This is a genomic window from Stenotrophomonas sp. As-7 (assembly GCF_030291015.1).
Classification (GTDB): Bacteria; Pseudomonadota; Gammaproteobacteria; order Xanthomonadales; family Xanthomonadaceae; genus Stenotrophomonas; species Stenotrophomonas lactitubi.
The window spans coordinates 2753757-2778670 of record NZ_CP127405.1; the positions used below are offsets into that span (position 1 = coordinate 2753757).

Annotated in this window: 23 protein-coding genes; 12 read left to right on the plus strand and 11 right to left on the minus strand. The window is 65.7% G+C overall.

The features are described from left to right. Positions 1 to 71: 71 nt before the first annotated feature. The 3 genes from QP457_RS12620 to QP457_RS12630 are packed head-to-tail and all read left to right on the plus strand — an operon-like array spanning position 72 to position 1611. Positions 72 to 701 (plus strand): superoxide dismutase, encoded by a 630-nt coding sequence (locus QP457_RS12620; protein WP_180167292.1) that lies wholly within the window; start codon positions 72 to 74, stop codon positions 699 to 701. Next, entirely contained in the window at positions 698 to 1273 is a 576-nt protein-coding gene (locus tag QP457_RS12625; protein ID WP_100552729.1) for a flavin reductase family protein, read from the plus strand. The genes QP457_RS12620 and QP457_RS12625 overlap by 4 nt, the downstream gene beginning before the upstream one ends. Then, entirely contained in the window at positions 1273 to 1611 is a 339-nt protein-coding gene (locus QP457_RS12630) for a tetratricopeptide repeat protein (RefSeq protein WP_205404352.1), read from the plus strand. The genes QP457_RS12625 and QP457_RS12630 overlap by 1 nt, the downstream gene beginning before the upstream one ends. Before the next feature lie 4 nt (positions 1612 to 1615). On the opposite strand, the gene QP457_RS12635 is transcribed toward QP457_RS12630, so the two are convergent. Together QP457_RS12635 and QP457_RS12640 are read right to left on the minus strand one after the other, a co-directional pair. Then, positions 1616 to 2764 carry an acyl-CoA desaturase gene (locus QP457_RS12635; RefSeq protein WP_100552731.1) on the minus strand — a complete coding sequence of 383 codons (1149 nt, stop codon included), beginning with the start codon at positions 2762 to 2764 and terminating at the stop codon, positions 1616 to 1618. Positions 2765 to 2777: 13 nt separating this feature from the next. Then, complete coding sequence (locus tag QP457_RS12640) at positions 2778 to 3887, minus strand: ferredoxin reductase (RefSeq protein ID WP_205404353.1); 1110 nt, start codon at positions 3885 to 3887, stop codon at positions 2778 to 2780. Positions 3888 to 3940: 53 nt separating this feature from the next. Between QP457_RS12640 and fabR the strand changes: the two genes are divergently transcribed. The 3 genes from fabR (at position 3941) to QP457_RS12655 (ending at position 7479) form a co-directional block, all read left to right on the plus strand. Further along, positions 3941 to 4597: an HTH-type transcriptional repressor FabR gene (gene fabR / locus QP457_RS12645; protein WP_033831321.1), complete on the plus strand. Its 657-nt coding sequence runs from the start codon at positions 3941 to 3943 to the stop codon at positions 4595 to 4597. Positions 4598 to 4793: 196 nt separating this feature from the next. Next, entirely contained in the window at positions 4794 to 6953 is a 2160-nt protein-coding gene (locus QP457_RS12650) for a TonB-dependent receptor (RefSeq protein ID WP_205404354.1), read from the plus strand. Continuing rightward, positions 6943 to 7479, plus strand: coding sequence for a thioredoxin-like domain-containing protein (locus tag QP457_RS12655; protein ID WP_205404355.1), 537 nt, complete (start codon positions 6943 to 6945; stop codon positions 7477 to 7479). Before QP457_RS12650 ends, QP457_RS12655 begins: the two co-directional genes overlap by 11 nt. 150 nt (positions 7480 to 7629) lie before the next feature. Here the strand turns inward: QP457_RS12655 and mntR are convergent, their stop codons facing one another. Then, complete coding sequence (mntR, locus tag QP457_RS12660; RefSeq protein ID WP_099818714.1) at positions 7630 to 8094, minus strand: manganese-binding transcriptional regulator MntR; 465 nt, start codon at positions 8092 to 8094, stop codon at positions 7630 to 7632. 116 nt (positions 8095 to 8210) lie between these two features. Between mntR and QP457_RS12665 the strand changes: the two genes are divergently transcribed. Further along, positions 8211 to 9542 carry an Nramp family divalent metal transporter gene (locus tag QP457_RS12665; RefSeq protein ID WP_205404356.1) on the plus strand — a complete coding sequence of 444 codons (1332 nt, stop codon included), beginning with the start codon at positions 8211 to 8213 and terminating at the stop codon, positions 9540 to 9542. 89 nt (positions 9543 to 9631) lie between these two features. On the opposite strand, the gene QP457_RS12670 is transcribed toward QP457_RS12665, so the two are convergent. The 4 genes from QP457_RS12670 to QP457_RS12685 form a co-directional block, all read right to left on the minus strand. Next, positions 9632 to 9958, minus strand: coding sequence for a thioredoxin family protein (locus QP457_RS12670; protein ID WP_089235895.1), 327 nt, complete (start codon positions 9956 to 9958; stop codon positions 9632 to 9634). Beyond that, positions 9930 to 10409: a flavodoxin gene (locus QP457_RS12675; protein WP_240196432.1), complete on the minus strand. Its 480-nt coding sequence runs from the start codon at positions 10407 to 10409 to the stop codon at positions 9930 to 9932. The genes QP457_RS12670 and QP457_RS12675 overlap by 29 nt, the downstream gene beginning before the upstream one ends. 13 nt (positions 10410 to 10422) lie before the next feature. After that, complete coding sequence (locus tag QP457_RS12680) at positions 10423 to 11463, minus strand: ribonucleotide-diphosphate reductase subunit beta (RefSeq protein WP_025878567.1); 1041 nt, start codon at positions 11461 to 11463, stop codon at positions 10423 to 10425. A 110-nt stretch (positions 11464 to 11573) separates the two neighbouring features. Further along, complete coding sequence (locus tag QP457_RS12685; protein ID WP_240196433.1) at positions 11574 to 13901, minus strand: ribonucleoside-diphosphate reductase subunit alpha; 2328 nt, start codon at positions 13899 to 13901, stop codon at positions 11574 to 11576. Positions 13902 to 14382: 481 nt separating this feature from the next. On the opposite strand from QP457_RS12685, the gene QP457_RS12690 reads away from it, so the two are divergent. The 3 genes from QP457_RS12690 to QP457_RS12700 all read left to right on the plus strand — a co-directional run bounded on the left by QP457_RS12690 (position 14383) and on the right by QP457_RS12700 (position 18525). Continuing rightward, on the plus strand, positions 14383 to 15360 hold the full coding sequence (locus QP457_RS12690; protein ID WP_205404359.1) for a zinc-binding dehydrogenase: 978 nt from the start codon (positions 14383 to 14385) through the stop codon (positions 15358 to 15360). 87 nt (positions 15361 to 15447) lie between these two features. Then, positions 15448 to 15732 (plus strand): hypothetical protein, encoded by a 285-nt coding sequence (locus tag QP457_RS12695; protein WP_286040602.1) that lies wholly within the window; start codon positions 15448 to 15450, stop codon positions 15730 to 15732. 171 nt (positions 15733 to 15903) lie between these two features. Further along, complete coding sequence (locus QP457_RS12700; protein ID WP_286040603.1) at positions 15904 to 18525, plus strand: TonB-dependent receptor; 2622 nt, start codon at positions 15904 to 15906, stop codon at positions 18523 to 18525. A gap of 98 nt (positions 18526 to 18623) precedes the next feature. Here QP457_RS12700 and betT read toward each other — a convergent pair whose 3' ends face one another. Continuing rightward, positions 18624 to 20603, minus strand: coding sequence for a choline BCCT transporter BetT (betT, locus tag QP457_RS12705; RefSeq protein ID WP_099818721.1), 1980 nt, complete (start codon positions 20601 to 20603; stop codon positions 18624 to 18626). Positions 20604 to 20755: 152 nt separating this feature from the next. Continuing rightward, positions 20756 to 21136: a VOC family protein gene (locus QP457_RS12710; RefSeq protein WP_100552740.1), complete on the minus strand. Its 381-nt coding sequence runs from the start codon at positions 21134 to 21136 to the stop codon at positions 20756 to 20758. A 136-nt stretch (positions 21137 to 21272) separates the two neighbouring features. Here QP457_RS12710 and QP457_RS12715 point away from each other — a divergent pair, with 136 nt between their 5' ends. Together QP457_RS12715 and QP457_RS12720 are read left to right on the plus strand one after the other, a co-directional pair. Continuing rightward, entirely contained in the window at positions 21273 to 21791 is a 519-nt protein-coding gene (locus tag QP457_RS12715; protein WP_180167306.1) for a sigma-70 family RNA polymerase sigma factor, read from the plus strand. Then, a complete protein-coding gene (locus tag QP457_RS12720; RefSeq protein ID WP_205404362.1) occupies positions 21788 to 22735 on the plus strand; it encodes a FecR domain-containing protein in 948 nt (315 codons plus the stop codon). The genes QP457_RS12715 and QP457_RS12720 overlap by 4 nt, the downstream gene beginning before the upstream one ends. A 157-nt stretch (positions 22736 to 22892) precedes the next feature. Here QP457_RS12720 and QP457_RS12725 read toward each other — a convergent pair whose 3' ends face one another. Both QP457_RS12725 and QP457_RS12730 read right to left on the minus strand, forming a co-directional pair. Then, positions 22893 to 23651, minus strand: coding sequence for a DNA adenine methylase (locus QP457_RS12725; protein ID WP_180167690.1), 759 nt, complete (start codon positions 23649 to 23651; stop codon positions 22893 to 22895). A gap of 147 nt (positions 23652 to 23798) precedes the next feature. Then, complete coding sequence (locus QP457_RS12730) at positions 23799 to 24914, minus strand: tail fiber domain-containing protein (protein WP_180167691.1); 1116 nt, start codon at positions 24912 to 24914, stop codon at positions 23799 to 23801.

The window sequence follows — 24914 nt, forward strand, 5'->3', positions numbered from 1 at the left end:
AACCAATGTTGAGGTGCGATAACAGTCTCCCCACGGCCACACCCTTGGCCTTCCCCACGGAGACTGTCTCGATGTCGTACTCGCTTCCCGCCCTCCCCTATGCCTACGACGCCCTCGAACCGCACTTCGATGCGCGCACGATGGAAATCCACCACGGCAAGCACCACCAGGCTTACGTCAACAACCTCAATGCCGCGCTGGAACAGGCGGGCCTGCCGGCGCAGCCGGTGGAAACCCTGATCGCCGACCTCGATGCCCTGCCCGAATCGATCCGCGGCGCCGTGCGCAACAACGGCGGCGGCCACGCCAACCACAGCCTGTTCTGGACCGTCCTCAGTGCCAACGGTGGCACGGCCGACGACGAACTTGCCGCGGCCATCGATCGCGACCTCGGCGGCTACGACGCCTTCAAGGAGACATTCAGCAAGGCCGCTCAGACCCGCTTCGGCAGTGGCTGGGCGTGGTTGACCGTCGATCGCGATGGCCGCCTGCAGGTCGAAAGCAGCGCCAACCAGGACAGCCCCCTGATGGGCGCAGCGGCGGGTGCCTCCGGCAATACCCCGATCCTTGCCCTGGACGTCTGGGAGCACGCCTACTACCTGCATTACCAGAACCGCCGCCCGGACTACATCGGCGCGTTCTTCAACCTCATCAACTGGGCCGAAGTCGGCCGGCGCTACCGCCAGGCCAGGGCCGCATGAACGCGGACTCTGGCGCATACGCCGGGCCGTGGGCAGGGGTCTTTCCCGCTCCGGCACCGGTGCCGTCGGTCAGCCTGCCGCCGCGTGCGCTGCGGCGGTTGCTCGGCCATTTCCCTACCGGTGTGGCGATCGTGTGCGCGCGTGATGCACAGGGAAAGCCGCAGGGTCTGACCATCAATTCGTTCGTGCCGATCTCGCTGCAGCCGCCACTGGTGCTGTGGAACCTGGCCCTGCATGCGCAGAGCCTGTCCACGTTCCAGCGCGCCACCCAGTTCGCGATCAGCGTGCTCGGCGCCGGACAGGAAGCCCTGGCGCGCCGTTTCGCCGACCCGCAGGTGCGCCATCGATTCACCGACGTGCCCTTGCTGGACGACGGCGAAGACGCGCCACCGCGTATCGCTGGTGCCGTCGTCCACCTCACCTGCACCCGCCACGCGCAGTGGCCGGTCGGCGATCACCTGCTGCTGGCCGGGCGCATCGTCGACGTGCGGGAAGAAGGCGGCGCACCGCTGCTGTTCCATCGCGGGCGCTTCCAGGCGGGTCCGGTGGAAACCCTGGTGGAGGTGCGCTGATGGACATCAACACGCTGGAAAAGATGCTCGCCGCCGGCAAGGACAGCGCGCTGCTGCGCTTCGGCCTGGGCAAAAGCTGGCTGGACGCCGGCGATCCGGTGCGCGCAGCCACCCATCTGGGGCGCTGCGTGGTGCTGGACCCGGACTATTCGGCGGCGTGGAAGCTGCTGGGCAAGGCATGGCTGGCCGGTGGCCAGCCGCAGGCGGCGCGCGAGGCGTGGCAGCGCGGGCTCAGCGTGGCCGGAAGCAAGGGCGACCAGCAGGCGCGCAAGGAAATGCAGGTGTTCCTGCGCAGGCTGGACCGCCAGTCGCCTGCGCTGTTGGCCAAGGCCGGCTGAACAATCAGCCGGCGTTGGCCGACGCCGGTGCCGGCATGATGTCCGGCATCGGCAGGCGGCGCGGCTTGCTCGGGAACGCGTGGCGCAGGATGCGCCAGACCACCTGGGTGAACTGCCGCGGCAGCGAGCCGTTGTTGTAGTGCTGGCCGTAACGGCGGCAGATATCCTTCACTTCCTTGGCGATCGCCGCATAGCGGTTGGCCGGCAGATCCGGATAGAAGTGGTGCTCGATCTGGTGGCTGAGGTTGCCCGACAGCACATTGATCACGAAACCGCCGCTGATGTTGGACGAACCGCGCAGCTGGCGCAGGTACCAGTGGCCGCGCGATTCATTGCGCAGGCATTCCTTCGGGAACGTTTCCGATTCGGCAGTGAAGTGCCCACAGAAGATGATCACGTAGGTCCAGATGTTGCGCAGGCCGTTGGCCACCATGTTGCCCAGCAACACCGGCAGGAAGAACGGACCGGCCAGCAGCGGGAAGAACACATAGTCCTTCAGCACCTGGCGGATCATCTTGCGTGCCACCGGACGGGTCTGCAGCCACATCGCGCGGCTGCTGATGCGGCCCTTGAACCAGCGGCCCAGGCGCAGATCCTGCGCAGCCACGCCCCACTGGAACAGCAGCGCGAAGATCGGCGCGATGATCGGCTGCAGCAGGTAGAACGGCTTCCAGCGCTGCTCCGGGAAGATGCGCAGCAGGCCATAGCCGATGTCATCGTCCATGCCACGCACGTTGGTGTAGGTGTGGTGGCGGAAATTATGGGTCTTGCGCCAGTTGTCGGCGGTGGCAACGATGTCCCATTCGTAGGTGTTGCCGTTGAGCTTGGGGTCGCCGGTCCAGTCGTACTGGCCATGCATCACGTTGTGGCCCAGCTCCATGTTTTCCAGGATCTTGGCCAGCGCCAGCAGCAGGGTGCCGGCGATGCAGGCCGGCCACAGCAGCGGCGCCCAGAACAACGGCGAGAACGCGCCCAGGAACAGCAGGCTTCGGCCAAGCACGCCGGACCAGCGCACAGCCGCTGCGACGCGGCGGATGTAGCGGGTGTCGGACGCGCCGAGGCTGCCGATCACACGGTCGCGGATCGCATCGAGTTCCTCACCAAACGTCTGCATCTCGGCAGGGCTCAGGGCACGGTCGGTAGCGCGGGTCATGGCAGCGGGGTCCTCAGAGATCCAGGGTCAGGTCGGTGGTCGGCGCGCTCACGCAGATCCGCACCGGCACGGCCGTTTCGGACTGGGTGTCGCCGGTGCGCAGATGGCGGGTGGTGCCACTGACGCGTTCACAGGTGCAGCTGTTGCAGATGCCCATGCGGCAGCCGTGCTTGGGCGCGATGCCCTGCGCCTCCAGGCTTTCCAGCAGCGAGCGGCCACGCGGCACGATCAGCCGCCGGCCACTGCGGGCCAGGGTCAATGCGACCTCACCCAGACTGTCGGCATCACTGAGTGCGGCCGGTGGGGTAAAGGCTTCCGCCTGGAAGCCGGCCACGTGCTGGGCCAGCCGCGTGCGCGCGGCGGCAACGAAACCGTCCGGGCCACAGGCCAGTACATGGCGCTGCGCCAGCGGGGTGTCGTCACCGGGTACGGCCAGCGTGTGGCTGTCGATACGCGCAGCCGGTATGTCGCCTTCGCGGGTGGCCAGCAGGTGCACGCGCAGGTTCGGATGCGCCGCAGCCAAGGCCAGCAGTTCATCGCGGAACTGGAACGCCGCAGCGTTGCGCTCCCAGTAGAACAGATCGACCGGCGCAGCCAGCGGGCGCTGGCAGGCGTCGCGCAGCAGGCTGCGCATGGGCGTGATGCCGCTACCGGCTGCCAGCAACAATACCGGCGCTGCGGCAGGCATGTGGAAATCACCGAAGGCCGCGTCCAGCCGGAACAGATCGCCCGGCTTGGCATGTGCGACCAGATGCTGGCTGACCTTGCCGCCTTCCACCGCCTTGACGGTAATGGCCAGCTCACGGCGGCCCAGGCGGGTCGGGCTGTAGCTGCGGCGCAATACACGCCCCTCAAGCTCAACGCCGAGGGTGACGTGCTGGCCGGCGCGCATCCCGGCCCAGTGCCGGTTGCAGCGCAGGACCAGGGTCGCGGCGCCCTCGCCGGCCGGCTCGCGCCGTACCAGGCGGGCCATCGGCTCTCGCAGGGTCCACAACGGATTCAGCTGGCCCGCCCAGAAGTCGAACAGCGACGGCGACAGCCAGCGGTACGGAGAAAGCAGGGAAGGTCGGACGACAGCGCTCATGGACGCACTATACGGCCGCACACACAGCTGTGTATACATGTGTATATTGCACCGGATTGGGTATGATTCAGCCTTGCCCCTCCGGAAGTGCCATGGCCGCCGCCACCGTTCTGTCTCCGCCTGAAGATGCCAACAGCCCGGCCCGCCGTACGGTGAGCCGCGAGGATCTGTTGGCCGCCGCGTTGAAACTGATCGGCCCGCATCGCAGCCTGTCCACCCTCAGCCTGCGCGAAGTCGCCCGCGAGGCCGGCATCGCACCCAACAGCTTCTATCGACAGTTCCGCGACATGGACGAACTGGCCGTCGCCCTGATCGACGTGGCCGGGCGCTCACTGCGCACCATCATCGGCGAAGCCCGTCAGCGCGCTACGTCCAGCGCCACCAGCGTGGTGCGCGTATCGGTGGAAACCTTCATGGAACAGCTGCGCGCCGACGACAAGCTGCTGCACGTGCTGTTGCGCGAAGGCGCGGTCGGCTCGGATGATTTCAAGCACGCGGTCGAACGCGAACTGCACTACTTCGAAGAAGAGCTGCAGCACGACCTGGTGCGCCTGGCCGCACTGGATGGCGCGGTGCTGTACAAGCCGGAACTGGTGTCGATGGCGATCACCCGGCTGGTGTTTGCGATGGGCGCTTCGGCCATGGACCAGCCTCCGGAGAACGACCCGGAACTGGTCGAACAGATCTCCACGATGATCCGCATGATCATCGTCGGCGCGCGCACTCCCGCCGCCTTCCGCCGCGGCTGACCCCTTCCGGTGCATGACCACCGGCACGCTTCCGTGCGCAGTGTGTAATGTTATAACACTCGGATTCGAGTAAAGACCCCGCTTCCGCCGCAAGCTGAAACCGCAATATAGCAATTGCTATGTTGATGAGCTTCTGCTTTCATGTGCGCCAGCCAGGTCGCCCTCGCCGCCCTCCCTCCCCAAGGACGACGCCCTCATGCACATTGCTGCCTCCCTTCTCCGCCGGCTGCCTCTGGCTGCCGGTATCGCCGCCGCCCTGCCACTGGCCGCAGTCGCTGCACCACCCTCACCCACCGAGCTGGACCGGGTGCAGGTGAAAGTCAGCACCGCCACGCGCAGCGAACGCCTGCTGTCGGACGTGCCGATCCGCACCGAAGTACTGCGCAAGGAAGACATCGCCCTGCGCGCGGCCACTGATTTCTCCCGCGCGGTGGAGCTGATCAATGGCCTGCGGGTGGAAAGCAACTGCCAGAACTGCAACACCAGCGAGGTGCAGCTGCTGGGCCTTCCCGGTGCCTACAACCAGCTGCTGTTCGATGGCATTCCACTGCTGTCCACGCTGGGCAGCGTGTACGGGCTGGAACAGATTCCCGCCGGCTTCGTCGACCGCATCGAAGTGGTCAAGGGCGGTGGTTCGTCGCTGTACGGGCCGGGCGCGGTGGCCGGTGTCATCAATCTGATTCCGCCGCTGCCTGCACGCAGCGGTGGCCATGTGCAGGTCGGCGTGGATGTGCTGAAGGGCACGCCGCAGAAAAACGCTGACGTCCGTCTGGACCTGGTCGCCAGCGAAGCCGATGCCGGACTGTCGGTGATCGCCCAGCGCAACTGGAACAGCGGCATCGACTACAACGGCGACGGCTATACCGAGATCACCCGCAAGAACCTCAAGGTCGGTGGCCTGCAGGCCTGGTATGCGCCGAATCCGGGCACGCGCCTGCGGCTGGACCTGCAGGTGACCGATGAGAGCCGTCGCGGTGGCAACCGCCTCCACCAGCCCGAACACCTGGCCAACATCGCCGAATCTCTGGATACGAACTACCGTCGTGGCAGCCTGTCCTGGGACCAGGAAGTGAACAGCGACGTCGACTTCCGTCTGGCCTACGCCTTCGCCGACATCGACCGCGACAGCTTCTACGGCGGTCTTGGCGATGTGGTCACCGATCCATCGGCGCCCGGCTACGATCCTTCGCAGTTGGACCCGAGCGTGCCCGGCAGTGCCGCATCACGCTCGTGGCGCCAGTACGGGCGCACCCACAACCCGCTGCAGTACATCGACAGCCAGTTGAACTGGCGCCTGGGTGCACACACGCTTGCGTTCGGCGTGCAGTACAAGCATGAGGGCCTGCGTGACGACAACCGCGATGGCGCCGGCCAGCGCCTGGCCGTGCTTGAGGATGCAACCTTCCACAACCTCGGCGCGTTCGTGCAGGACGAATGGAGCGTACGCGATGACGTGGACCTGGTGCTGGGTGCGCGCGTGGACAAGAGTTCGGAACTGGACAGCGCGGTGTTCTCACCGCGTATCGCCCTCGCCTGGCAGGCGACTCCCCGGCTGAAATGGCGTGCGGGCATCGCCACCGGCTTCCGTGCGCCGGAAATCTTCGTCGAGGATGTCCACGTCGATACCCTCGGTGGCGAACAGGTGCGCGTGCGCAACACCCGTGGTCTGAAGGAGGAGCGCGCGCTGACCACGCTGTTCGGGTTCGACTGGCGCTCGGACCCGGCCGACCCGGTATGGAGCTGGGATGCCACCGCGTCCTACGCACGCATCCGCGATACCTTCGCGCTGGGCGAGATCCAGCGTGGCGATGATGGCCAGCTGACACAGCTGCGCTACAACGCGTCCGGCTCGAACGTGCTGGGCATGGAAACCAACGTCGGCTGGCAGCCCTCTCCGCAATGGCGGCTGACGGCCGGTGCGTCGTGGTACCGCTCGCAGTTCCGCGCGCCGCAACGCATCTTCGATGACACCGCCGACGGCGGCGATACGGTGATCGACAGCCGCGACTACCTGAAGACGCCGCGCTGGACCGGCGTGGCCCAGCTCAGCTGGATGCCGGCCGAACCCTGGGAGACGTTCCTGGCGCTGCGCCACACCGGATCGATGCCGGTGCTCAACAACCGGCTGGGCGAACTGCACCGCACCCGCGCCTTCCTGGTCACCGATCTCGGCGCGCGCTGGCATCGCCATCTGGGCGCGCAGGCACAGCAGGAAGTGTCGGTGGCGGCCGGGGTCAAGAACGTGTTCGACCAGCGGCAGAAGGATCTGGAAAGCGGCGCGCTGCGCGACAGCGACTACGTGTACGGTCCGCGTTTCGCCCGCTCGTGGTACGTGAACCTGCGTTATGCGTTCTAGGTGGCTGCCCGCCCTGCTGCTGGCACTGGCATCGCCGGCGGCGGCGGCCGACCTGCACGCGCAGGTCTCCGCGTCGCTGATGCGGCCCGTGCCACGTTCCCTGCGGCCGGTGCAGTGGTCGCCACCGCCAAAGCTGATCGCGCTGTACTTCGGTGCCGACTGGTGCGCGCCCTGCCACGCGTTCGTGCCGACCCTGCGCGGCGTGCGCGACGCGCTGCGCGAGGCCGGCGCCGATACCGAAGTGGTGTATGTCAGCCTGGATGAAAGCGAGGCGGCGTTGCGGCGCTACATGCAGCTGCAGGACATGCCGTGGCCGGTGCTGGACCCGCGTCGCGCGAAGCGCATGCCGGCGCTGCAGGCGTTGGCCGGCCCGGCCCCGCCCAACCTGGTGCTGATCGATGCGCAGGGCACGGTGCTGGCCAATGGCTGGCAGGGGCGCCATTACCGCGGGCTGCAACCGGTATTGCAGGAATGGCGGAAGCAGGCGTGTGCTCAGGAACAGGCGCGTTGCCCGCCTGAATTGTAGAGTCGAGCCATGCTCGACTCATTTCATCACCGCGCGAACAGCAGCCGAGCATGGCTCGGCTCTACAGAAAGCAGATTCCGCGAGTAGATCCACGCCATGCGTGAATGCACTCATTCCATACCGCGCGAACAGCAGTACAGAAACCGCAACTCAGCCGCCCTCGGCCTTGCGTACGAATGCGTCGAACAAGGCCAGGGTCTGCTCACTGACATGGTGCTCGATGCCTTCGGCATCACGTCGCGCGGTATCCGGGTCCACGCCCAGCGCCAGCAGGAAGCGTTCCACGGTCTGGTGGCGCTGACGGCTGGCATGGGCCAACGCCTCGCCCTCGGGGGTCAGGAACACGCCGCGGTATGGGCGCTGCACCACCCAGCCGTCACGGGCCAGCCGTCGCAGCATCTTCGCCACGGTCGGCTGGGCCACACCCAGGCGGGTGGCGATGTCGACCTGGCGGGCCTCGCCGCCGTCGGCCAACAGGTCGGAGATCAGCTCGACATAGTCCTCCACCAGTTCCATCCGGTGTGCCTCGCGCACTTGCCGGAAGCTCTCGACCTGGCGCTCGGCCTCGATCAAGGGGGTGCTTTTCAGCGATGTCGAATCGTCCGTCTTGCCCACGCGTGTGCCTGTCCTGCAGTTGTCATCGGGTGCGAACCTGAATTCTGGACCAGTGACGCAGTAAAGACGATTGTTTCACATTGCTATGCGATATAGCAGTGGCTATATTGGCAGCCATGAACACCGTCGCACCCACCGATTCTGCGGCCCCCACTCCGGCCAGCCTGGGTGCGCTCAACGCTTCGATAGCCGTACCCGACAAAGGTCATTGGTGGTTCCGGCTGCTGGCCTTCCTTGGCCCGGGCTACATGGTGTCGGTCGGTTACATGGACCCGGGCAACTGGGCCACCGATCTGGCCGGCGGCTCGCGCTTCGGCTACCTGCTGCTGTCGGTCATCCTGATCTCCAACCTGATGGCGGTGATCCTGCAGGCGTTGTCGGCACGGCTGGGCATCGCCACCGGCATGGACCTGGCGCAGGCCTGCCGTGCGCGCTACTCCAAGCCGGTGAACCTGGCGCTGTGGGCGCTGTGCGAAGCGGCGATCATCGCCTGCGACCTGGCCGAAGTGATCGGCACGGCCATTGCCTTGAAACTGTTGTTCGACCTGCCGCTGCTGTGGGGCGCGGTGATCACCGCGCTGGACACGCTGCTGGTGCTGCTGCTGATGAACCGCGGTTTCCGCGCACTGGAAGCTTTCGTGATCGCGCTGCTGCTGGTGATCTTCGGCTGCTTCATGGTGCAGATCGCGCTGGCCTCGCCGCCGGTGATGCAGGTGCTGGGCGGTTTCATTCCGCGCGCACAGGTGGTCACGGATCCGCATGCGCTGTACATCGCCATCGGCATCATCGGCGCCACAGTGATGCCGCACAACCTGTACCTGCACTCGTCCATCGTGCAGACCCGTGCCTATCCACGCACCGATGAAGGCCGTCGCAGCGCGTTGCGCTGGGCAGTCACCGACAGCACCGTTGCCTTGACCCTGGCGCTGTTCATCAACGCCAGCATCCTGATCCTGGCGGCGTCGGTGTTCCATGCCAATGGCCGCTTCGATGTGGAAGACATCGAGCAGGCGCACCAGTTGCTGGCGCCGATGCTGGGCGTGGGCCTGGCCTCGACATTGTTCGCCGTGGCGCTGCTCGCTTCCGGCCTGAACTCCACTGTGACGGCGACACTGGCCGGGCAGATCGTGATGGAAGGGTTCCTGCGCCTGCGCCTGCCGCCGTGGCTGCGGCGCTTGATCACCCGCGCGCTGGCCATCATCCCGGTGGTGGTGGTGATCATGCTGTTCGGCGACCAGGGCGCAGTGAAGCTGCTGGTGCTGAGCCAGGTGGTGCTGTCGATGCAGCTGCCGTTCGCGATCATCCCGCTGGTGCGGATCGTGACCGACAAGGTGACGATGGGCGCGCTGGTGGCGCCGCGCTGGCTGGGCAGCATCGCCTGGGTGATCGCGCTGGTGATCGTGGTGCTGAACGTGAAGCTGCTGGTGGACACGTTCGCTGGCGGTTGATGCCAAATGCCGGGGTCGGATTCCTTGCCGCAGGCAAGGACTCTGACCCCAGTAGATCCACGCCATGCGTGGATCTGGCATGACCGGCGCTACAGGAACTCCGCGATCGCCGCTTCGATCTGCTGCGGCGACTGGAAGCCCGGCATGCGCATGCATTCGTCGCCATCACGGAACAGCGACAGCGTGGGGGTCTGCCGCAGCCCCAGCTCGCGGAAGAACGCCTCGCCCACCACCTCCAGCTGCACCCGCAGCAGGGTCGTGCCTTGCCCTGCAGTGCCGCTGGCCACCCGCTGCAGCGACATGTCCAGCATCCGGCAACCCGGGCACTGGTCCTTGTGGAAGTCCACCAGCACGCGCGGATGGTCGGCCAGCAACTGCTGGAACTGCTCAGGCGTGGTGGCGTCGATGATCTGCATCGGTGGTACTCCAGTAATGATCCAGGACCGCGTCGGTCCAGCTATTGATGGCCGTGGCATGCCGACGGCCATGTGGCATCTGTTCGATCTCCAGCGGCGGATACCCGCTGTGGAAATAGCGGATCAGCCGGTGCACCGCACCGCAGTAGTACTCCTGCCCCCACTGCGTTTCGCCGGTACCGAACACCGCCACCTGGCGCGGCCGCTGGCCGCGTTCGGCGATGCCTGCCACCCAGGCCTTCATCTCCGACGGCGTGCGCCCGGCGTTGTCGGTCCAGCAACCCAGCAGCACCAGGTCGGCCTCGTCCACCGGCAGCGGCGGGCACTGGCGCGGGTCGTCGGCGTCCTGCCAGTGCACGGCGTGGCCTGTGGCCCGGCATCGCTCGGCGATGTGGCGGCCGAGCTCGCGGGTGTTGCCACTAAGCGACGCCACCACGATCAGGATGCGCAGCGCCAGGCCGCGCTCAGAGGTCGTCGAAGCCGTTGTCGACGTTGGTCTTCTTGTAACTTGCATTGCGCATCTCGAAGAAGTCGGTCTTGGTCTCGGTGAAGTTGTCGGCGTAGGCCTTGATCCAGGGCATCACGTTGTCGGTGGTGTCGCTGTACAGGCGTTCGATGCCGAGCATGCCGGCCATCTTGTTGGCGCGGTACTTCACGTAGCGCACCATCTCATCCACGTCGATACCGTCGATGCCGTCCAGCACCTCCGCCGACCACTGTGTTTCCAGTTCAATGGCATGTTCGAACGACTGGTGCACGTAGGCGGTCAGCTCGTTGGTCTGCAGCTCCGGGTTCTCGCCGATGATGGCGCGGATCAGCTCGCTGATGAACTTGGTGTGGGCCAGCTCGTCACGGTTGATGAAGCTGATGATCTTGCCGGTGCCGTTCATGCGGTTCTGCCGCACCATGTTGTAGAAGTACGCGAAGCCGGAATAGAAGTTGATGCCTTCCAGGATCGAGGACTGGATAAGCGACTTCAGCAGGGTTTCGGCGGTCTTCTCGCGCATGAAATCGTCATACGCCCCCATGATCGGCGCGTTGCGCTTGATGATGGTCGGGTGGGTGCGGGCGATCTCGAAGATGCGGTTCTGGTTGGGAAGATCGGTGATCGATGCCAGCACGTAGCTGTAGCTCTCGTTGTGGATCACTTCCTGCTGACCGATGATCGCCGCGTTGGCGTGCGCGGCTGGGTCGGTGATGTATTCGGCGACGTTGTAGATGAAGCGCGTCTGCGGCGAATCCAGCGTGGCCAGCAGGCCGATGATGGAATCGTAGGCATTCTTCTCGCGCGCGTTGAGCTCGCCGTACTGGCGTGCATCCACCTTCATGTCCACCTCGTCGGGGATCCAGAAGTTGGTCGACAGCTCCTTGTAGGCGCGATAGAACGACGGGTAGGGAATGTCGTTCCAGTTCAGGATGCCGCTGGTGCGCCCGTTGATGATGCCGGTGCTGCGGTTGGGGTGGCGCGGTTCGAGGATCTTGATGCGGTCGAGGGGGGTTGCCATGGTCTTCTGCCTTCGTATTGCGTGCGTTGCGGATGTAGAGCCGAGCCCATGCTCGGCTGCTCTTCGCGCCTGAGCCGAGCGTGGGCTCGGCTCTACAGAGGGCGCAGCGGTCAGCTCGAGCACCACTCGCATTCGCTGATGTCGATGTCGTTGGAGCGCACGTAGTAGGTGGTCTTCAGCCCTTCCCGCCAGGCACTCAGGTGCAGCTCCAGCAGCGTGCTGGCGCGGATCGTGCTCGGCACGTAGAGGTTGAAGCTGATCGACTGGTCCACATGGCGCTGGCGGCGCGCGTTCTGCCGCACACTGGCGAACTGGTCGACCTTGTAGGCGCCCTTCTCGTAGTACGGCCAGGTTTCCAGCGATAGCCCGGGTGCAGCCACCGGCCGCCGGAAGTCCTTCTTTTCCTCGTAGTAGAACGCGCTGTAGATCGGATCGATCGACGCGGTGGAACCGGCGATCTGTGCGGTGCTCATGTTCGGCGCCACTGCCAGCAGCCAGCCGTTGCGCAGGCCGTTGCTCGCCACCTCGCGTGCAAGACTGTCCCAGGCCGCGCCGCTGTAATCGCGGTCACGGAAATAGTTGCCGTTGTGCCAGTCGCTGCCGGCGAACATCGGGTAGCTGCCCTTTTCCCTGGCCAGCTGCGCGCTGGCCTGGATGGTCAGGAAGTTGATGCGCTCGAACAGGCGATCAGACAGTTCCTCGGCCTCGGGCGATTCCCAGTGGATCGACTGCTGGGCCAGCAGATGGTGCCAGCCGAACGTGCCCAGGCCGATGGCGCGGTACTTGTGGTTGGTGATGGTGGCCTGCGGCACCGGCAGCGCATTGAGGTCGATCACGTTGTCGAGCATGCGCACCTGGATCGGAATCAACCGCTCCAGCACATCGGTGGCCAGCAGATCCTCAGGAGCGGTGATGGCACGGCCGAGGTTGATCGATGACAGGTTGCAGACCACGAAGTCACCGGCACGACGGGTGGTGACGATCTGGTCGCCGCTGACGATCTCCTGGATCATCCGCGTCGGGCTCATGTTCTGCAGGATCTCGGTGCACAGGTTGCTGGAATAGACCATGCCCGCGTGCTTGTTCGGGTTCTTCCGGTTCACTTCGTCGCGGTAGAACAGGAACGGATTGCCGGTTTCCAGCTGGCTGAGCATGATCCGCTTGAACAGGTCGATCGCCTTCACCGTGCGGCGGCTGATGCGTTCGTCGGCCACCAGTTCGGCGTAGCGGTCGCGGAAGCTGCCCTGCCCGCGCTTCTCGTCGTAGAAGTCCTGCAGGTACCAGCCCTTGGCCTGCTTCACCTCGTGCGGATCGAACAGGTACCAGTCGGCACGGCGCTCGACCGCCTCCATGAACAGATCGGGCACGCAGATCGCGGTGAACACATCGTGCGCGCGCAGGCGCTGGTCGCCGTTGTTCAGGCGCAGGTCCATGAAGGCTTCGATGTCGCGATGCCAGATGTCCAGGTACACCGCCACCGCACCCTTGCGCTGGCCGAGCTGGTCGACCGACACCGCGGTGTTGTTGAGCTGCTTGATCCATGGCACGACACCGCCGGACGAGTTGGGTACGCCGCGGATCGGCGCGCCACTGCTGCGCACGTACCCCAGGTACGCACCCACACCGCCGCCGTGCTTGGACACGCGGGCGATATCGGTGTTGGAGTCATAGATGCCCTGCAGGCTGTCATCGACGGTATCGATGAAGCAGCTCGACAGCTGGCCACCGACCTTGCCAGCGTTGGCCAGGGTCGGCGTGGCCACCGTCATGTACAGGTTGGACAGTGCCCAGTAGGCCTCCCCCACCAGCTGCATGCGCCGCACGCGGCCGCTCTCACCCGGCCCGCCCTCGTTCTGCATCAGGTACAGGGCGATGGTCAGCCAGCGTTCCTGCGGCAGCTCATACACCTCGCGGCTGCGGTCGGTGGCCAGATAGCGCGTGGCCAGCAGGTACAGGCCGTTGTAGGCGAACAGACGATCGCGCTCGGGGTCGATCATCTCGCCGGCCTGCTGCAGCTCTTCCTTCGAATAGCAGCGCAGGATGTCGTTGCTGTAGATGCCGCGGTCGGCCAGGCTTTCCTGCAGGCCCACGAAGGAGCCGTACTTCAGGCTGACGTCGTAGAAGCGGTTGCGGCTGGCGCGCTTGTACAGCCGGCGCAAGTACAGGCGTGCGGCAAACTGTTCCCATTCGGGCGCGACAAGATCGACGCGCGATTCCGCTTCGCGGATCAGCAGGTCCACCAGATCATCGGCACTGATGCTGGGCTTGCGCTCGACCATCGCCAGCACCACGCGGCGGTAGTCGGCCACATCCAGCTGCGGCAGCTCGGCGTGGATGGTGTCGATGCTGCGCAGCAGGCGTGCCGCATCGTATGGCAGGCGACGATTGCCGGCTTCCTTGGTGATCCAGGTCGGCACGCGCTCGCCGCTGGCGCGCATGGCGTCGCCGGCGCCGGCCAGGTCGGCCACGCGGAAGGTACTGTCGGTCATGGTGATGGAACTCCAGGCTCGTACGCGCGTCGGCGCCCGATGCCATGGCGGCCCTGCACGCGATACCGGCGCGCGGGGCGAACGGGTGAAGTGCCAAGGTGCAGGAACGTAGGTCGTCGGCATCTGCCTGCGCCTGCGGCCGGTATCCGGGCCGTGGGGGCGACCTGCGTCCGCACGGTGGCGGCCGCGTCGACACGGCAAGCCTTCAGGGGCGGGCCGCGGGACGTTTGCTGCATGTCCGGCGGCGGCGGCTGACCGGGAGTGACAGCCACAACATAGTGGGGATGTCCCGAGCCGTCAACACAAGATGCAGTAATCACGTCATGTCGCGACCATCGGTCGCAGGATGCCGTGTTGCACCTCCATCACCTTGTCGACGCCGCATGCGTCCCCAGTTCGGTATCACATCAACTTTTCCGGAACACCGCTCATGCGCGCTGCCCAGTACTCCTCCTTCGGCAACCCGGCCGACGTCCTTGCCGTTGCCGACGCTGCACTGCCCGAACCCGGCCCCGGCGAGGTGCGCATCCGCACCGTGCTGGCCTCGATCCACAACCACGACCTGCTGACCGTGCGTGGCCTGTACGGCTACAAGCCGACGCTGCCGGCGATCGGTGGCAGCGAAGCACTGGGCGTGGTCGATGCGCTCGGCGAGGGCGTCGATGGCCTGCAGATCGGCCAGCGTGTTGCCGCTGCCTCGGTGCATGGCACCTGGGCAGAAGCGTTCATCGCGCCGGCACGGATGGTGATCCCGATGCCGGAATCGATCCCCGACGAGATGGCCGCACAGCTGATCGCGATGCCGCTGAGCGCGCTGATGCTGCTGGAGTTCCTGCACGTTGAGCCGGGCCAGTGGATCGTGCAGAACACCGCCAACGGGGCCGTCGGCAAGTCGCTGGCGATGCTGGCAACGGCGCGCGGTGTGCATGTGGCCAACCTGGTGCGCAACGCGGAAGCGGTGGCGCAGCTGCAGGCGCTCGGCATCGATCACGTGTTCGATACCTCGGTGGACGGTTGGAAGGACCGCGTGCGCGAAGCCACCGGCGAAGCACAGGCAGCGGCCGCGGTCGATTCCATCGGTGGCGATGCCAGCGGCGAGCTGGTCGACCTGCTCGGTCACCACGGCACCCTGGTCTCGTTCGGCGTGATGAGCGGCGAGCCGATGCGCATTCCCGCCGGTGGCCTGATCTACAAGGAAGCCACGGTGAAGGGCTTCTGGGGCAGCAAGGTCAGCCAGGCGATGGCGGTGGAAGACAAGCGCAGGCTGGTTGGCGAGCTGCTGAAGCGCGCGGCCGGCGGTGAACTGACCTTGCCGGTGGAGCGGATCTTCGCTCTGGACGACATCGCCCAGGCAGCAACGGCCGGTGCGGGCTCGGGCCGCAATGGCAAGGTGCTGCTGCGCGCCTGATGTCAGCTGCGGAAAGTGCCGGGGCTGCATGTCGGCCCCGTCTCAATGGATAATGGCCACATCGCCTGTGAATTTGAAGGAACGATGTTGAGCCGAATGAATGGTCGGAAAGTTGTGCTGGAGACCTTCCTCGGGAACAGGCACCCACACGAGAACGTTCGGCCATCCGAAAACTTCTGGAAGTTGATCGGTATCACGGGAACCGTTGTTTTGGAGGAATCACAGACCTCCATGCCCGCGCATCCGCGTGGCGCCAGGGTGCTGGTTCAGTTCCCTGCCAGCATCAGGGATATGGGTCTCGCCTGCCACAACGAGGCACCGGACAGCCTTTGGATTTTCGTCTCGGATCTGGTGATCAAGCCTGCCGATTAGATTCGGTCGGTAGCCGGATGCCGTAATGGTGCGTGCACAGGCTGCGCGCTGCAGCTCGTCCCGGTCGTTAAGAACCTGTGATGTATAACTGAATGCGCTTTCGTCATTGGAAGGCGCACTGACCCGCGTGCGGTACTGACGGCTCCTCCCCCGTTTGGCGTAGTCGCTTCCATGTATCGCACCACCCTGCTTTCCAGCGCGGTCGCGCTGGCCCTCGTCGCCGGCACTGCCGGCGCCGCTGAAACCGCCGATACCGGCAAGGACAGCACCACCCTCGGCACCGTGCTGGTGACCGGCTCGAACATCAAGCGCAGCGACACCGCCGGTCCCAACCCGGTGCAGATCGTCACCCGCGAGCAGATCCTGCAGACCGGCCGCTCCACCCTCACCGACGTGCTGCGCAACCTGTCGGCCAATGCCGGCAACAGCTTCGACGAGCAGTACACCGGCAGCTTCGCTGCAGGCTCGGCGTCGATCGGCCTGCGCGGCCTGTCACCGAAGAACACGCTGGTGCTGGTCAATGGCTACCGCGTGGCCAACTTCGGCTTCGCGCTCAACACCCAGGACACCTTCGTCGACCTCAATGCGCTGCCGATCAGCGCGGTGGAGCGCATCGAAGTGCTGAAGGATGGCGCCTCGGCGGTGTACGGCTCGGACGCCATTGCCGGTGTCATCAACATCATCCTGCGCCGTGATTTCCAGGGCGTGGAGGTCGGCGGCGGTTTCGGCACCGCCACCCAGGGCGGTTTGAACGAGCGCAAGGCCAACCTGCTGGCCGGCTTCGGTGACCTCGAACAGCAGGGCTGGAACGTGCTGTTCGGGCTGGATCTGCTCAAACGCGACCGCCTCGACGCCGACCAGCGCGCGTACACCCGTGACGGCGATTTCCGCGACAAACCCGGTGGCCGCCTGGCCGGCTGGTCCACCGCTGGCGGCAACACGCTGGCCAACCCGCGCGCGCCGCAGCCGTTCTCGCCCTGCCCCGATGGCAGCGAGCTGCGTCCCTACAGTGACTTCGGCAGCACCCTGCCCGGCCAGGCCTGCGCCTTCAACGCGCAGCCGTTCAAGACCCTGCAGCCCGGCGCCGAGCGCCTGCAGGCGTCGTTGAGCGCGACCTACCGCTTCAACGACAGCATCGAAGCCTTCGCTGATGTGCTGTACAGCCACAACAAGGCCGACCAGATCTTCAGTGCGCCGCTGACGGTCGGCCCGGGCCTGCGTGCCTACAATCCCGCCACCGGCACGTTGACCGATATCGCCGCCGTGCTGCCGGTCGGCCATCCGAACAATCCGGGCAGCGCGCCGCTGCCGTTCGAATACACCTTCTTCGATCTCGGCCCGCGCCTGAAGGACAACACCCAGGTGTTCTACCGCGCCCTGGCCGGCGTGCGTGGCACCGGTGAACGCTGGGACTGGGAAGTGGCCGCACTGACCTCGCAGAGCGCGCAGCGCGAGTACGTGGACAACTTCGTGGACCGCTACGCCTTCCAGCAGATCCTGCGCGATGGCAGCTACAACTTCCTCGATCCGTCCAGCACGCCAGGCGCACTGGACGACCTGCGCCTGCAGACCAAGCGCCCAGGCTGGTACAAACTGCACTCGCTCAACATCAAGGCATCGACCTCGTTGTGGGAACTGCCGGCCGGTGCGATCGGCTTCGCCTGGGGCGCGGAATTCCGCAAGGAATCGCTGGACGCGCGCACCAGTGCGCAGGTGCTGTCCGGTACCGAGCTGCGCCCGGCGATCAACATCGTCGACGGCGAACGCCAGGTCAGTGCCGCCTATGCCGAGTTCAGCGTGCCGCTGCACCGCACGCTGGAGCTGCAGGTGGCCGGCCGCGGTGACCACTACGATGACTTCGGCAAGGCGTTCTCGCCGAAGTTCGCGCTGCGCTGGCAGCCGCTGGACAGCCTGCTGCTGCGCGGCTCGTTCTCGCGTGGCTTCCGTGCACCGTCGCTGCCGGAGATCGCACCGGGGCAGACCATCAGCTACGGCTCGGTGGTCGATCCGTTCGATCCGCTGCAGCCGGGCGGCAGCCGTGGCGTGACCAACCTGCGCACCGGCAACCCGGACCTGAAGGCCGAACGCTCGCGCAACCTCAATGTCGGCGCTGTGTGGTCACCGGATGCCGATTCCAGCATCGGCCTGGACTGGTACCGCATCGAACAGGACAACCTGGTCAAGCCGGACAGCGCGCAGTTCATCGTCAACAACCCGGACCTGTTCCCCGGCCGCGTGCAGCGCGATGCACAGGGCCGCATCCAGATCATCACCAACCAGTACGCCAACCAGGGCGAGCTGACCACCTCGGGTATCGACCTGGAAGCCAACCGTACGTTCCGCACCGATGGCTGGGGCAACTTCACCGTGGCCGGCAGCTGGACGCACCTGCTCAGCTTCAAGCAGCCGCTGGTGGCTGGACAGGCGCCGTATGACGGTGCCGGCAACAACCGCCATGGCGCCCTTCCACGCACGCGCGGTACCACTTCGTTGAACTGGGCGGTAGGTGACTGGAGCAGCACGCTGAGCCTGCAGTACGTGAGCGGCTATGACCAGCGCGTGGCCACCGCCACCAGCAATCCGGGTCTGCGCGACAAGGTCAAGCCCTACCATCAGCTGGACCTGTACGTGGCCTACGAGGGCATTCCGAAGACCACGCTGTCACTGTCGGTGCTGAACCTGACCGACAAGGATCCGCCATTCGATCCGGCCGGCGGCTCCAGCGGCTTCGACATCAGCCAGTACAACCTGCGCGGTCAGTTCGTTTCGCTGGGCGCACGTTACCGGTTCTGATTGCCGCTGTAGAGCCGAGCGTGGGCTCGGCTCTACAGGCGTGTGCGGACCAACGGTCCGCACCCATCGAAGGCCGGGCCATGCCCGGCGTGGCTGCATCAACGGCTCAGGTGCAGGAACTGCAGGTGCCGTTCGTACTGGCTGATGATGTCGTTGATGATCTGCTTGCGGTTGTAGCCGACCAGGTCGTAGTCCTGGCTGCCTTCGTACAGATGTACTTCGGCGCGGTAGTAGCGCTGGTTGCGCAGCTGCTGCGCGGCGAAGGACGGGGTCAGGTAGCCACTGAGGATCACCCGGTACAGGAAGTCCTGCTGCTCACCGTGGTTGACTGACAGCTCCATGTCGCCCGCTTCGAAGCGCGTCTGCACGTCCCAGCCCTGCTCACCCAGCTGCTCGGCCACCGCCTCCATCGCCGGCTTCACGGTGTCGTCCATGAAGCGGTACACCTGGTCGCGTACCGGGAAGTTCATGGCCTGGGTCAGGCGCTGGCGCCAGCCCTGGTGGTGGCGATCATCGCCGATCAGCGGCGATGGCCTGAACTGCTGCGCGCGCTTGCGGTGCGACTCGTCACTGAAGGCACGGGTCAGGCCCCACATCATCAACAGCAGCACCGCAGAGAACGGCAACGATGCCAGCACCACCGCGGATTTCAGCGCATCGATGCTGCCGGCCAGCAACAGGCCGGCGGTCAGCACCGCGATCACCGTGCCCCAGAACACGCGCAGCCAGCGCGGGCCATCGTCCTCCGGCGCACCGCCGTGCGAGGACAGTGTGGACAGCACCACCGCCCCGGAATCGGCCGACGTGACGAAGAAGATGAAGCTGACCAGCACGGTCACCCCGATCACCGCCTTGCTCCACGGGTAGCCATCCAGCAGCGCATACAGCACCGTCGGTGGATCATCCACCGCCAGCTGCGCCAGCTGCTGCTGGCCATGATGCAGCACCTGGTCCAGCGCGCTGTTGCCGAAGATCGACAGCCACGCCAGGGTGAAACCCAGCGGAATCAGCAGCACGCCGAACACGAATTCGCGGATGGTGCGACCGCGCGAGATACGCGCGATGAACAGGCCGACGAACGGCGCCCAGCCGATCCACCAGGCCCAGTAGAACACCGTCCAGCCGCCCAGCCATTCCGGCCGGCCACCATAGGCGTACACGTCGAAACTCTTGCCCACCACGCTGCCCAGGTAATCACCCAGGTTCTGCATCAGCGTGCTGAGCAGGTACTGGGTGGGGCCGGCGCAGAGCATGAACAGCACCAGCGCGATCGCCAGCAGCATGTTGATGTTGGCCATCCAGCGCACGCCCTTCTCCACCCCGGACACGGCCACCGCGACGGCCGCGCCCATCATCGCCACCACCAGCAGGATCTGCACCAGGTTGGAGTGCGGCACATTGAACAGGTGCGACAGGCCGGCGTTGAGATGCAGTACGCCGAAGCCCATGTCCGCGCCGATGCCGAACACCGTGGCGACAATGCCCAAGGCATCGACGGTGTAGCCGATCGGGCCATTGATGCGCTTGCCGATCAGCGGATACAGCGCCGAGCGCAGCGCCAGCGGCAGGTTGTGCCGATAGGCGAAATAGGCCATCGCCATTGCCGCCAGCGCGAACACGCCCCAGCCATGCAGGCCCCAGTGCAGGAACAGCAGCTGCATGGCCTGGCGCGCACCGGCCTCGCCCGCTGCGCCATCACCCTGCGGCGGCTGCAGGTAGTGGGTCAGCGGTTCGGAAACGCAGAAGAAGAACAGGGTGATGCTGATGCCTGCAGCGAACAGCATGCCGGCCCAGGAGAGATAGCTGAATTCCGGTTCGTCATGGTCGGCACCGAGCTTGATACCGCCGTACTTGGACAACGCCACGCCGACCACGAACACCAGGTACAGAGTCATCGCCAGCAGGTAGTACCAGCCGACGTTGAGTGCGGCCCAGTCCTGCGCCTTGACCAGCAGGCGACCGGCGCCGAGCGGGAACAGGCTGACGAACAGTGCGAAGGCAACGACGACGATCGCCGCGAAGGCGAAGACGGGCCGCAGGGTTCGCACCGGCTGATGTTGAGGCTCCAGTGCTTCCATGGGCAGCCATCTCCGGATCGATCAGAAAGTAAGCCGGCGGATTCTGGATGAACAGCAGTGGACACAGGATGAAGTCGTGGCACCGCGCAGGCATGATCCTGCCCCCATCCGTGTTACTCGCGCGCCTGCACGGCACGCGCGCCGCTCCGGCCTTACTGCATCACATGCACGGCGCACAGCTTGTTGCCGTCCGGATCACGCAGGTAGGCCAGGTACAACTGGCGCCCTGCCTTCTGCCGCACGCCAGCCGGGTCTTCCACCGCAGTACCGCCATGGGCCACGCCCGCTTCCTGCCAGGCATGCACCGCCTGTGGGTCTGCCAGCGCAAAGCCGATGGTGCCGCCGTTGGCGTGGCACGCCGCCTGGCCATCGATGGGCGGAATGACCATGAACATGCGCCCATCCTTGATGTAGACCAGCTTGCCCTCGTCATCGAACACGCCTGTGCGGGCGCCGACGGCGGTGAACAACGCATCGTAGAAGCGGCGGGAGATCTCCATGTCGTTGGTTCCGACGGTAACGTGACTGAACATGCGGGCACTCCGTTGCGGGAAAGCCCAAGTGTCGACCACCGTATCGACGACGGCAACGGCGCCGGCCGCAGCAGGTTTGTCGCGGGCGCATTCACGCGACTATAATGGGAATCATTCTCATTGCCGATTGAATCCGATGGCCGTGCCCGCCACCTCCAGCTCCGTGCTGGCGGGGTTCTACCGCGAACACCACGGCTGGCTGCTGGGCTGGCTGCGGCGGCGCACCCACAACGCCGAGTGTGCCGCCGACCTGACCCAGGACACCTTCGTACGCCTGCTCAGCCGCCGAGTGGACCCCACCGAGCTGCGCCTGCCACGCGCCTACCTGACCACCATCGCCCACGCGCTGCTGGTCAACCACTGGCAGCGTGCCGATCTGGAGCGGGCCTATCTGGCGGCGCTGGCAGCACAACCGGAGCCGGTGCATCCCTCCGCCGAAGAACGCACCCAGGCGCTGCAGCTGCTGCACGCCATCGCCGACATGCTGCAGGGCCTGCCAGAGCGGCCGCGGCGCGCCTTCCTCATGGCGCGACTCTCCGGCATGGGCTATGCGCAGATCGGCCAGCAGCTGGGCGTCTCCGAACGGATGGTCAAGAAGTACATGGCGCAGGCCATGCTGCATTGCCTGCAGCTCAGCGGCGACCTCCCGGCATGAGCCAAGGTATCGCCTCTCCGGCGCTAGAACAGGCCGCCGAGTGGTTCGCGTTGCGCCAGCAGGGCGCCTGGAGTGGCGACGATCAACGCCGCTGGGAAGCGTGGCTGCGCGAGCATGCAGAACACGCCCGTGCGTGGCAGCGGGTCGAATCCATCTGGACCTCGTTTGCTCCGCTGGCGCCGCATGCTGCCGCGCAGGCGCTGGATGCAGCGGGCCGTCGTCGTCGTCGCGCCCTGCGCGGCATCGGTGGCGCGTTGGGGCTGGGAGCGCTCTCGCTGCTCGGTCTGCAGGGCCTGCAATCGCAGCGGCAACGACTGCCGCTGCGCACCGCGGCAGGACATACCGGCGCGTGGACCCTGCGCGACGGCAGCCAGCTGTGGCTCAACGCCGACAGCGAGGTCGTCGTCGATGTCGCCGAAGGCCGTCGTGCCCTGTACCTGCTGCGGGGCGAACTGCTGCTGCAGACAGGGCATGCGCCGGCCTACCCCCATCTGCCATTGACCGTACACACGGCCGGCGCCCGCCTGCAGCCGATGGGGACGCGCTTTGCGGTCGGCCGCTGCGGACCGGACAGTCGGCTGGATGTGTTCGAAGGTGCGGTCCGTTGTCTGCCCCTGCTGGGCACGGCGCTGGACGTGGTTGCCGGTAGCGGGGCGCGCATTGGTGCATTGGGTGCACTGCAGCCGGTGGCTGCCGATCCGTTGCGCGGTGACTGGACCGACGGCCGCCTGCAGGTCACCGACACGCCATTGCTGCGGGTGGTCGATGAACTGGCACGCCATCACCGCGGTTACCTGGGCTGCGATCCGCGCGTGGCAGCGCTGAAGGTGACAGCGGTGCTGCCGCGGCTGGACAGCCTGCAGGCACTGCCGTTGCTGGCGCGCGCCCTGCCGATCCGCATCGAGCATCGCTGGCCCTGGTGGACCGTGCTGCGCCCGGCCTGATCGCGCGGTTCCCTTTTCTGCCGCTCACCGGGCAGTACAGGATGTAACGGCGCGCGATAAATCGCCCGCCCCAAGTGAGATAAACGGTGGGGCGTCCATGTTGCGCCCACCGAAATGAAATTGCGCGGGGCGAAAGCCACCCCCTGCCCCAGTCCGGCTACCAGGTCGTGTAGATCAGCTCTCGCCGCTGGACCGCGTGCCGGCCGATCGTGTATCGGATCGGCACCACCCGCACGCTGAACTGCCCAAACACGTCTCGCATCGCTGGGTGATCGTTAATGGTCAGGATGGCAGCGCCCCGCAGCGTCTTCATCTGGCTCGCCAGCTGCTGGTACTGCTCCATCTCAAAGGGGGAGCCGTACCCCTCGGTCTCCCAGTACGGTGGGTCAAGGAAGAACAACGTATCCGTCCCGTCGTACTTGGCCAGGCACTGCTGCCAAGCCAGGTGCTCGACCGTAACCTTGTGCAGGCGAAGATGTGCCGCGCTCAGGTCCTCTTCGATGCGCAGCAGGTTCAGGCCCTTACCACCCCGCCCGAAGCCAGGCGTCTGCCCCGTCGCCTTACCACCCCACGCCAGGCGCTGTAAGTAGTAGAAGCGCGCAGCACGTTGAATGTCGGTGAGGGTGTCGGGGTGCTGAAGCTGGCACCAGCGGAACATTTCCCGGCTAGTCAGAGCCCATTTGAACTGGCGGACGAACTCTTCCAGGTGGTTGGCAACCACTCGATACAGACGAACCAACTCGCCGTGGCAATCGTTCAGGACTTCAGCCCTGGCCGGATCCTTGGCGAACAGCAGCGCCGCGCCGCCGGCGAATGCCTCGACATATGTCCGGTGAGGGGTCTCGGCCACCAAGGGCAGCAGGTGTGGCAGCAGGCGGGTCTTCCCGCCCGGCCAGGGGAACAGCGTCGTGGTCATCATTCTCAGCCTCTGCGATGGATCTAGGCCAGACTCAGCCTCCCCGCGCGGGGGGCTGGGCCTTGGCCAAATAGCACGCGGGCTTTCGCGTGTGTTGCGGTGCCGGTCGATCAGTTCCAGCTGCTCGACCGGCGCCCAGTTCTTGAACTACTTGCCGAACTCAATAGCGGCCAGTCGAGTATCTAGCGCGTCGACCTTGGCGACCAGTGCATCGTTTTCCGCCGCCAGGGCTGAGACCATGAAGCACAACATCTCCTCCTTGCGGAAGCTGTATTGGTTGCCGGCCTCGCGCGCGGGCTGGACCAGTTCGCGGCCAGCCTCGACTGCAGGTTCGAGCACCTCGTCGTTATCGCCCAGCACGGCGTCCTTGGCCGGCCACTCGTGCCACTGCTCGGGCTCTGCCTCCCACTCGTCATAGCAAATGAAGGAGTAGGAGAACGGGTCAAGCCCATTGGCCTCCATCACAGCCATCACCGCCTGCACGGTTGGGCCGATGTGCTTGCGGGCCTCCTTGCCCTCCGGCTCGCAGCCATCGCCGTTCACCCGGCTTAGCCAGCGCCACACAGCCGGCAAACGGGAAATCGCCGAGCCGGCTTTGAACTCAGCCTCTCGCAATTGGCGCGGCTCGGTCTTTAGCCGGGCGTCGGAGGAGCTGATGGTGGTGTTGCCGGCGAAGAGCTGAGTCCAGAGATTGGACGGCAGCCCTAGACTCACTACGTTTGTGACGTTTGGCTTAACATTTGAGTGCGCAATCGATAGGAACTGCGTCGGCTGAGCTTCATTGGTGCTTGCGCAACCAATAAGAACATCGACGTCCCGAGCGCGAATGTCAGTTCGGCGTCGAGCATTCATAGCGCCATAGAAGAGAGTGATCCCGGTAGAAGATCCACCTGGCTGGCCATAAGTAATCTGGCCGGTAGCACTCAGGTTCCACGTGTGCTGGGAGTTCCACGTTTTGTAGCCATCGACCGTTTCATCTCCAGCGAGCCCAACCGCCTGGATCGCCGCCCTCTGCGCCGCCTGAGTGCTGGCTGCGAGGAAGGTGCGACCTACAGGGGTCACAATGTAAGTGTCCCACGCGGTCCCGGTGTAGTAGATCGACTGGTCGTTGGCGGGAGGATCCATCCCCTCCACGTTGAGCAAGCCAGCTCGAATCGCGCTGACCAGCACCTTCACGTTCTTGGTGCCTTGGAGGCCCGCAAGCAGCTCGTTGCCTGTCAGCGCATCGGCACCCGGTAGAGCGGAAATCTTTACGTCGACCAT